The sequence below is a fragment of the Massilia sp. Root335 genome (assembly GCF_001425685.1).
Taxonomy (GTDB): domain Bacteria; phylum Pseudomonadota; class Gammaproteobacteria; order Burkholderiales; family Burkholderiaceae_D; genus Telluria; species Telluria luteola.
This window is the reverse complement of the sequence record NZ_LMCY01000022.1, coordinates 44,202-51,630: the sequence shown is the minus strand read 5'-3', so window position 1 is coordinate 51,630 and position 7,429 is coordinate 44,202. Positions and strand designations below refer to the sequence as shown.

The 7,429-nt window shown below is 67.8% G+C and carries 5 protein-coding genes; 2 read left to right on the top strand and 3 right to left on the bottom strand.

Features of this window, described 5'->3' with window-relative positions; all coding sequences use genetic code 11:
- From ASC93_RS32105 to ASC93_RS13780, 3 genes are all read right to left on the bottom strand, one after another.
- Positions 1-1,037, bottom strand: a 1,037-nt coding sequence (locus ASC93_RS32105; RefSeq protein ID WP_229412721.1) for a TonB-dependent receptor plug domain-containing protein, incomplete at its 3' end; no start/stop codon positions are given.
- A 246-nt stretch (positions 1,038-1,283) separates the two neighbouring features.
- Entirely contained in the window at positions 1,284-2,492 is a 1,209-nt protein-coding gene (locus ASC93_RS13785) for an AraC family transcriptional regulator (protein WP_082548031.1), read from the bottom strand.
- 143 nt (positions 2,493-2,635) lie between these two features.
- Complete coding sequence (locus ASC93_RS13780) at positions 2,636-4,846, bottom strand: beta-glucosidase (RefSeq protein WP_056442927.1); 2,211 nt, start codon at positions 4,844-4,846, stop codon at positions 2,636-2,638.
- A 241-nt stretch (positions 4,847-5,087) separates the two neighbouring features.
- Between ASC93_RS13780 and ASC93_RS13775 the strand changes: the two genes are divergently transcribed.
- Positions 5,088-5,984 (top strand): alpha/beta hydrolase, encoded by an 897-nt coding sequence (locus ASC93_RS13775; protein ID WP_056442767.1) that lies wholly within the window; start codon positions 5,088-5,090, stop codon positions 5,982-5,984.
- A 143-nt stretch (positions 5,985-6,127) separates the two neighbouring features.
- Entirely contained in the window at positions 6,128-7,390 is a 1,263-nt protein-coding gene (locus tag ASC93_RS13770; RefSeq protein WP_200958327.1) for a glycoside hydrolase family 5 protein, read from the top strand.
- Positions 7,391-7,429: the final 39 nt, after the last annotated feature.

Here is a 7,429-nt window from a genome sequence, read left to right as displayed (position 1 = left end):
CCCGCCAGCAGCACGCCCCTGTCGTCGAACACGGCGCCCGGATCGAGCATGATGGTCGCGGGGTTCGCGCTCGCGGACAGCGCCGCTTCCGTCGTGCTCATGTCGTACTTCGAACGGAAATACGTCAGGTGGGACGACAGCGAATCCTTTTTCCACTGCAGCGCGCCGTACAGGCCGTCGCGTTCGCGTTCGAAGTTGTTCGTCGTCCAGCTGCCGCCGCCCGAGATCCAGCGCTTCGCGCCGCTGGTGTCGCCCACGACGGCGTCGGTGCGCGCGATGTACGGCGAGATCTGCATGCCGTCGCTGCGCGTGTCGATGCGCGAACGCGCCAGGTCGAGCAGCGCGCCGAATTCGCCGAAGCCGGTCTTCCAGCGGTTCGACACCAGGCCGGACAACGACGGCGAATTCTTGCCGCGCAGTTGGGAACGGGACTCCTGCACCGACACCGCGCCCTTGGCGCCCTTGAAGTCGAACGGCAGCGCGGTGCGCAGGTTCACGAGGCCGCCGATGGCGCCCTCGATCTGCTCGGCCGACGGGTTCTTGTACACGTCCACGCCGGCCATCAGCTCGGGCGGCACGTCCTCGAAGCTCAGCGAGCGTCCGCCGTTGGCGGAGAACGAATCGCGGCCGTTCAGTTCCGAGCGCACGTACGACATGCCGCGCACGGTCACGCCCGTGCCTTCGGCGGCGAAGTGGTTGATCGCGTCGCCCACGCCCTGCAGCTTGTCGGGGAGGTTCATGGTGCGGTCGATGGTGACGCCGACCACGCGCTGCAGCACTTCGGTGACCGACTTGTCCGGCAGCTTGCCGATGTCGTCGGCGACGATCGAATCGACGATCTCGTCCGAATTCTTCTTGCGCATCGCGGCCGATTCCAGCGCGGCGCGCTGGCCCACGACGACGACGGTGGTCGTGGTGTCGTCCTTCTTCGTGGTGGTGTCGTCGGCCAGTGCGCTGTGCGCAAACAGGACCCCGCTCGCCATCAACACAAACTGGGCCGCACCTGCGGCGATGGCTGTTCTTTGGAACTGCTTCACTGATATTCTCCTCTGCGACATTCTGTGCGTCCGTTCTTGTGGGTGCCGGAAGGCGGCGGCATCCGCGCCTGTACCGGTGAATTCATTCTGATTTGCAGCCACGTGTAGGACAATTCTTAAAATCACCAACACGATGCATGAAAAATGCGATGTGTGGGAAATACACAACGGCGCCGCGCGTGTGGGCGCGCGGGCGCGACGAATGAGACGCGGGATGGAAGGTCGTGCGGCCGGAGAGGCCGGCGGCTAGGGCGCCGCGGGTTCCTGGACGGGACCGGCGCCCTGCTCCTGCTGGGTCGCCAGCGTGCGGAACGCCTTGGGCGTGCAGCCGTATTCTTCCTTGAACAGCTTGTTGAAATAGGAGACGTTCGCATACCCGACCGAGTACGCGATCTCCGCGACGGCCGTGCCGCTTTGCTCGGTGAGGAGCCGCGCCGCCTCCGTCAGCCGCAGCTTGTTCAGGTAGCTGGTGAACGTCATGCCGAGTTCCGATTTCAGCACGTCGTTGACCTTCGTGCGGTTCGTCCCGGTCGCGGCGACGACGGCCTCCAGGTCCAGCTCGGGATTGGTGTAGTTCGTCGCGATGAAGCGCAGGACCGACGCCTTTTCCTTGTCGCGGTAGGGTTCCAGCGTGAGCTGGCGGTAGGCCACGAGCGGCAGGTCTTTCTTGAGCTGCGCATCGAGGCCCGCGATCGTCGCGCGCGCATGGGCGCGGAAGAACCAGATGCCGAACGCGATCCAGCCCGCCGCCACGATGCCGGCCAGCCAGGCGAGGTAGCGGTAGTCCCGGCCGCGCAGCGTGAGCTTGCCGATCTCCACGTGGGACGGGACGCCGCGCGGGCTCTGCGACGTCACGCCGAACACGAGCCGCGCGACCCGGTCCAGCTTGAAGTCCTGGTGCGACAGGTCGCGGTGCAGCGTTTCGAACCACCACTCCGGCACCGTCAAGCGGGTCAGGTCGAGGGATACCGGCACGCCGGCCTCGTTGCACGAGAAATAGGTCAGGGCCGGCGGATAGGTCAGGAAGTTGCCGGGCTTCGACATGTGTTCGTCGTAGATCGAAACGATGAACACCATCGAATTGGCGGGCGCGCAGCGGGCGACGAACGACACGGTGCTGTACGTCGACAGGTCCGCCAGCGCAGGCTTGTCTTTATCGTCCACCGCCAGCAGGTCGGCGGACACGCTCGGGTCCGCACCGGTCGCCGGGAGGTTCAGGTCGAAGCGCAGCAGGTCCGAGGCCGCGTCGTCGACGCGGATGACGCCCGCGTTCCAGGCCCACGGGGCCGTGGTGAAGCCGCGGCGCCAGCGCACCGCGTCCCGGCCGGCATGGCCGCTCCCGGGCAGGATCGACGCCGACAGATAGCTTCGCTCGACCAGTATGGCCGCCAGCAGCGCATCCGCGAGCACGATGAGAATGAACGCGAGCAGCGCCTTCTTATAAAACTCTTGCATATGGCATGGTGGGTGATTGTCTCCAGTCCGTCACCTCTGATGGGGACGTCGCTGGAATCATAACAGCCCACTCTCGCCGGGTCGCGGTTTCGCCGCCGCGCCGCCGCCGCGTTGCACTTACACAACGCGGCGGCGCTCCGCGATCACGGCACCGTCCGCGCGCGCAGAAGCTTGCCGCGCACGTCGTACACGGCCGCGTCCAGGTGCACCGTCGTGGCGACGGCCTTGGCGTCCGCCGCGCTGGCCGCGAGGATGACACGGTAGTCGCCCGCGGCCACGTTCCACGTCTTCGCCGTGGCGTCGAAGACGGCCAGCAGGCGCGGATCGACCGTCACCGATGCCCCGACGCCGGCGCCCGGCTTCACGTCCACCTTCACGAACCCGGCCAGGCGCTTGGGCGCTTCCCAGCGCGCCTCGACGGGTGCCACGTACACCTGCGCCACCTCCCGGCCCGCCACCTTGCCCGTGTTCGTCACCGTGAACGCGGCGTGCACGATGCCGTCCTTCACGTCGGCGGCAAGGCCGGACAGCGTGAAGTCGGTGTACGACAGGCCATGCCCGAACGGGAACAGGGGCTTGAGGCCCTTCAGGTCGAACCACTTGTAGCCGACGGCCGCGCCTTCGTGGTAATCGGTCTCGAAGCGGCGGTCGGCCACGTACGGAAAGCCGTCCAGCGCGGGACGCGGCAACTGCGCTTCCGAGGCCGGGAACGTGGCCGGCAGATGCCCGGACGGATTGACGATGCCGAACAGGATGTCCGCGATGGCCGTGCCGCCGCTCGTGCCCGGATACCATGCTTCGAGGACGGCGCCCACGTCGGCCAGCCACGGCATGGTGACGGGACCGCCCGTTTCCAGCACGACCACGGTGCGCGGGTTGGCCGCCGCCACGGCCGCGACGAGGGCGTCCTGGCGGTCGGGCAGCGCCAGGTCGGACACGTCCATGCCTTCGCCCGTCCACTGGGTCGCGAACACGATCACGGCGTCGCTGTCGCGCGCCAGCGCGGCCGCGGCCGCGCGGTCGGCGCCGTCGGCATAGGTGACCGTGGCCCCGGGCGCGCGCTTGCGGATGGCGTCCAGCGGCGCCGACGGGTAGTACATCACGGGACCGGGCCACGTCGTCGGCGCGATGCCCGGCACGGCGTTGCCGCCCGCCGGGTACACGAGCGACGAGCCGCCGCCGGCCAGCACGCCCTTGTCCGCATGGCCGCCGATCACGGCGATCCGCTTGACGGCCCCGTTCAACGGGAGGACATGCGCGTCGTTCTTGAGCAGGACCATGCCTTCCTGCGCGTCCTGCAACGACACGGCGGCATGCGCCTTGAAAGGGATCGTGTCCGGCGCCGGCGCCACCGGATGGTCGACGACGCCGTGTTCGAACATCGAGCGCAGGACGCGGCGCGCCATGTCGTCCAGGCGCGCGCGCGGCACCCAGCCGTTCAACACGGCTTCCTTGAGCGGCGCGCCGAAGTAGTCGGACACGTCGAACGGCATGCCGGACTGCTGGTCCAGCCCTGCATTCGCTGCCGGCACGGTGCTGTGGACGGCGCCCCAGTCCGACATCACCCAGCCCGCGAAGCCCCAGTCGTCCTTGAGCACCTCGTTCAGCAGGTGGGCGTTCTCGCACGCGTGGACGCCGTTCACGCGGTTGTACGAACACATGACGGCGCCCGGATCGCCGGCTTCGTACGCGATCTGCAGCGCGAGCAGGTCGGACATGCGGGCGGCGGCGTCGTCGATCCGCACGTTCACGGTGGTGCGGCCGGATTCCTGGTCGTTGAGCGCGAAATGCTTCAGCGTGGAGACGACGTGGTTCGACTGGATGCCCTTGATCTGCGCGCCCACGATGCGGCCGGCCAGCAGCGGGTCCTCGCCGCCATATTCGAAATTGCGGCCGTTGCGCGGCTCGCGCAGCAGGTTGACGCCGCCCGCCAGCATCACGTTGAAGCCGTAGGCGCGCGCTTCCGCGCCGATCATGGCGCCGCCCGCGTACGCCGTGGCGACGTCCCACGTGGCCGCCGTGGCCAGGCCGGACGGCAGCGCCGTCGCGTAGCGCACGTTCGGGCCGCCCTGGCTCGCCACCCCGAGGCCCGCGTCGGTTTCCCACAAATGCGGAATGCCCAGGCGCGGCACGCCGTAGACGAATCCGGCCGACTGGTCGTGGGAAGGCGCCGGGCGCTTGGTGTTCTTCGACGCCTGGTCCGCGCCCAGGTAGCCGAAGACGAGCTTCAGCTTTTCGTCCAGCGTCATCTCGCGCAGCACGAGGCCGGCCCGTTCGTCCGCAGGGAGCTTCGTGTTCATCCACGGCTCGGCCGCCGTCGCGCTGGCGCAGCAGACGGTGGCGGCGTACAACATGGCGATCGCCTTCTTCAATGTGGAGAAACGGTGCACTGGCTTACCTCGGGAGAAAAAGGGAACCATTCTCCGGTCATCGCCACGGCGCGGCAATTGCGAAAATCGCGAGTGCGCGGGATGAAATCGCAGCGCCGGGCGGTTCCGGCAAAAATCATGTGCCGCGTTCGCCGATTTCATAATTGCGCCGTGCGGCGGCCGATGGCCACAATCCCTCCTCACCGGATTTTTTCAAGGCCTCTCCATGCGCAAGCTGTTGCTCACACTATTCTTCTTCATCGCCGCCGGCGCCCAGGCGCAGACCACCGTGATCCCGCTCTGGCCGGAAGGCGTGCCGAACGCGAAGGCGAATCCCGGCCCCGAAAAGCTCGATGGCGAGCTCATCAGCCATGTCTCGCAGCCGACGCTGACCTATTACCCGGCGGCGTCCGGCCGCGCGGCGCGGACGGCGGTGATCATCTGCCCGGGCGGCGGCTACGAATTCCTGGCGTTCGACCACGAAGGCCGGCAGTACGCGCAATGGCTGTCCCGCCTGGGCGTCGCCGCCTTCGTGCTCAAGTACCGCCTGTCCGATTTCGGCCACCCCGCCCCGCTGCAGGACGTGCTGCGCGCGCTGCGCACCGTGCGCGCGCATGCGGCCGACTACGGCGTGGCGGCGGACCGCATCGGCGTGATGGGCAGTTCGGCCGGCGGCCACCTCGCCGCCAGCGCGGCCACGATGTTCGACGATCCGGCCGGACGCACGGGCGCGGCGCTCGACGCCGTCAGCGCACGGCCCGACTTCCTGCTGCTGATGTACCCGGTGATCACGTTGATGCCGCCATCCGCGCATGCCGGTTCGCGCCACGCGCTGCTGGGCGCGAACCCGGCGCCGGACCTGGTGAAGCGGATGTCGGTCGAGACCCGCGTCAGCGCGCAGACGCCGCCCACGTTCCTGGTCCATTCGCAGGACGACGGCGCCGTCCCGGTCGACAACAGCATCCTGTTCTTCCAGGCCCTCACCCGCGCCCACGTGCCGGCCGAGATGCACATCTTCGAGCGCGGCGGCCACGGCATGGGCATGAGCGCCGGCCACGGCGACGCGTCGCTGTGGCCGCAGCGCGCCGAGGAATGGCTGCGCGACCGCAAGCTGATCCAGTAATCCCCCGGGCCGGTCCGCACCGGCCCCCATCGCATTTCCAATGACCCGAAAGGAGGCGCACGCCCCGACGACCATCGCCACCGCACCATGCTGTCTTGCACCATCCCGTACGACGACACGTTAACGTAATGAGGAGACATGCCATGAAATGCAAAGCAATCCTGAGCGCGACGCTGCTCGCACTGGCCCTGACGGGCTGCAGCGGCGGCTCGGCCACCGACCCCGCCAGTCCCACGCAAACGGCCGCATCGATGTCCTCGGTCGCAGCCGCGAAAGCCAGATTCCCCAGCTATAACACGAACCCCCTGCCCGCCGACGCGACGGGCATGGCCAGCAACGCGGTCACGCTGGCCGGCAAGATCAAGGTCGGCATCAACATCGGCAATTCGCTGGAAGCGATCGGCGGCGAGACCGCCTGGGGCAATCCGCCGATCACACTGGCCCAGATCCAGCTGATCAAGCAGAACGGCTTCACGGCCGTGCGCCTGCCCACGTCCTGGGACCAGTACGCCGACCAGCGCACGGGCAAGATCAGCGACGCCTGGCTGGCGCGTGTGAAACAGGTGGTGCAATGGTGCGTCGACAGCGGCCTGTACGTGATCGTCAACATCCATTGGGACGGCGGCTGGCTGGACAACAACATCACGTCGAGCGCCCAGGCGTCCGTCAACATGAAGCAGAAGGCGTACTGGGAACAGATCGCCACGACGCTGCGCGGCTTCGACGAACACCTGATGTTCGCCAGCGCCAACGAGCCGCCGGCGAAGGACGCGACCCAGATGGCGATCCTGATGTCGTACCACCAGACGTTCGTCGACGCCGTGCGCTCGACGGGCGGCCGGAACGCCTACCGCGTGCTGGTCGTCCAGGGACCGAGCACGGACATCGACCTCACCTACAACCTGATGAACACGATGCCGACCGACACCGTGACGGCGCGGCAGATGGCGGAAATCCACTACTACACGCCGTACCAGTTCACGCTGATGACGGCCGACGCCACCTGGGGCAACCAGTTCTACTACTGGGGCACCGGCTACCACTCGACCACCGATACGGCGCACAACGCCACGTGGGGCGAGGAAGCCGATCTGAACGCCCTGTTCGCGAAGATGAAGCAGAAATTCGTCGACAAGGGCATTCCGGTCGTGATGGGCGAGTTCGGCGCGATCCGCCGCTCGACGACGCTGTCGGGCGACAACCTGCAACTGCACCTGAATTCGCGCGCCTACTTCCTCAACTACGCGTCGCGGCAAGCCGTCGCCAACGGCCTGCTGCCGTTCTACTGGGACGCCGGCGGGACGGGCAACAACGGCTCGGCCATCTTCGACCGCAACGCGGGCACCGTGTTCGACCAGCAGGCGCTCGATGCGCTGATCCGCGGGGCCAACGGGCTCGCGCTCTGAGCGCGGTAGCCTGATCGATCGGGGCCGGCGCGCCGCCGC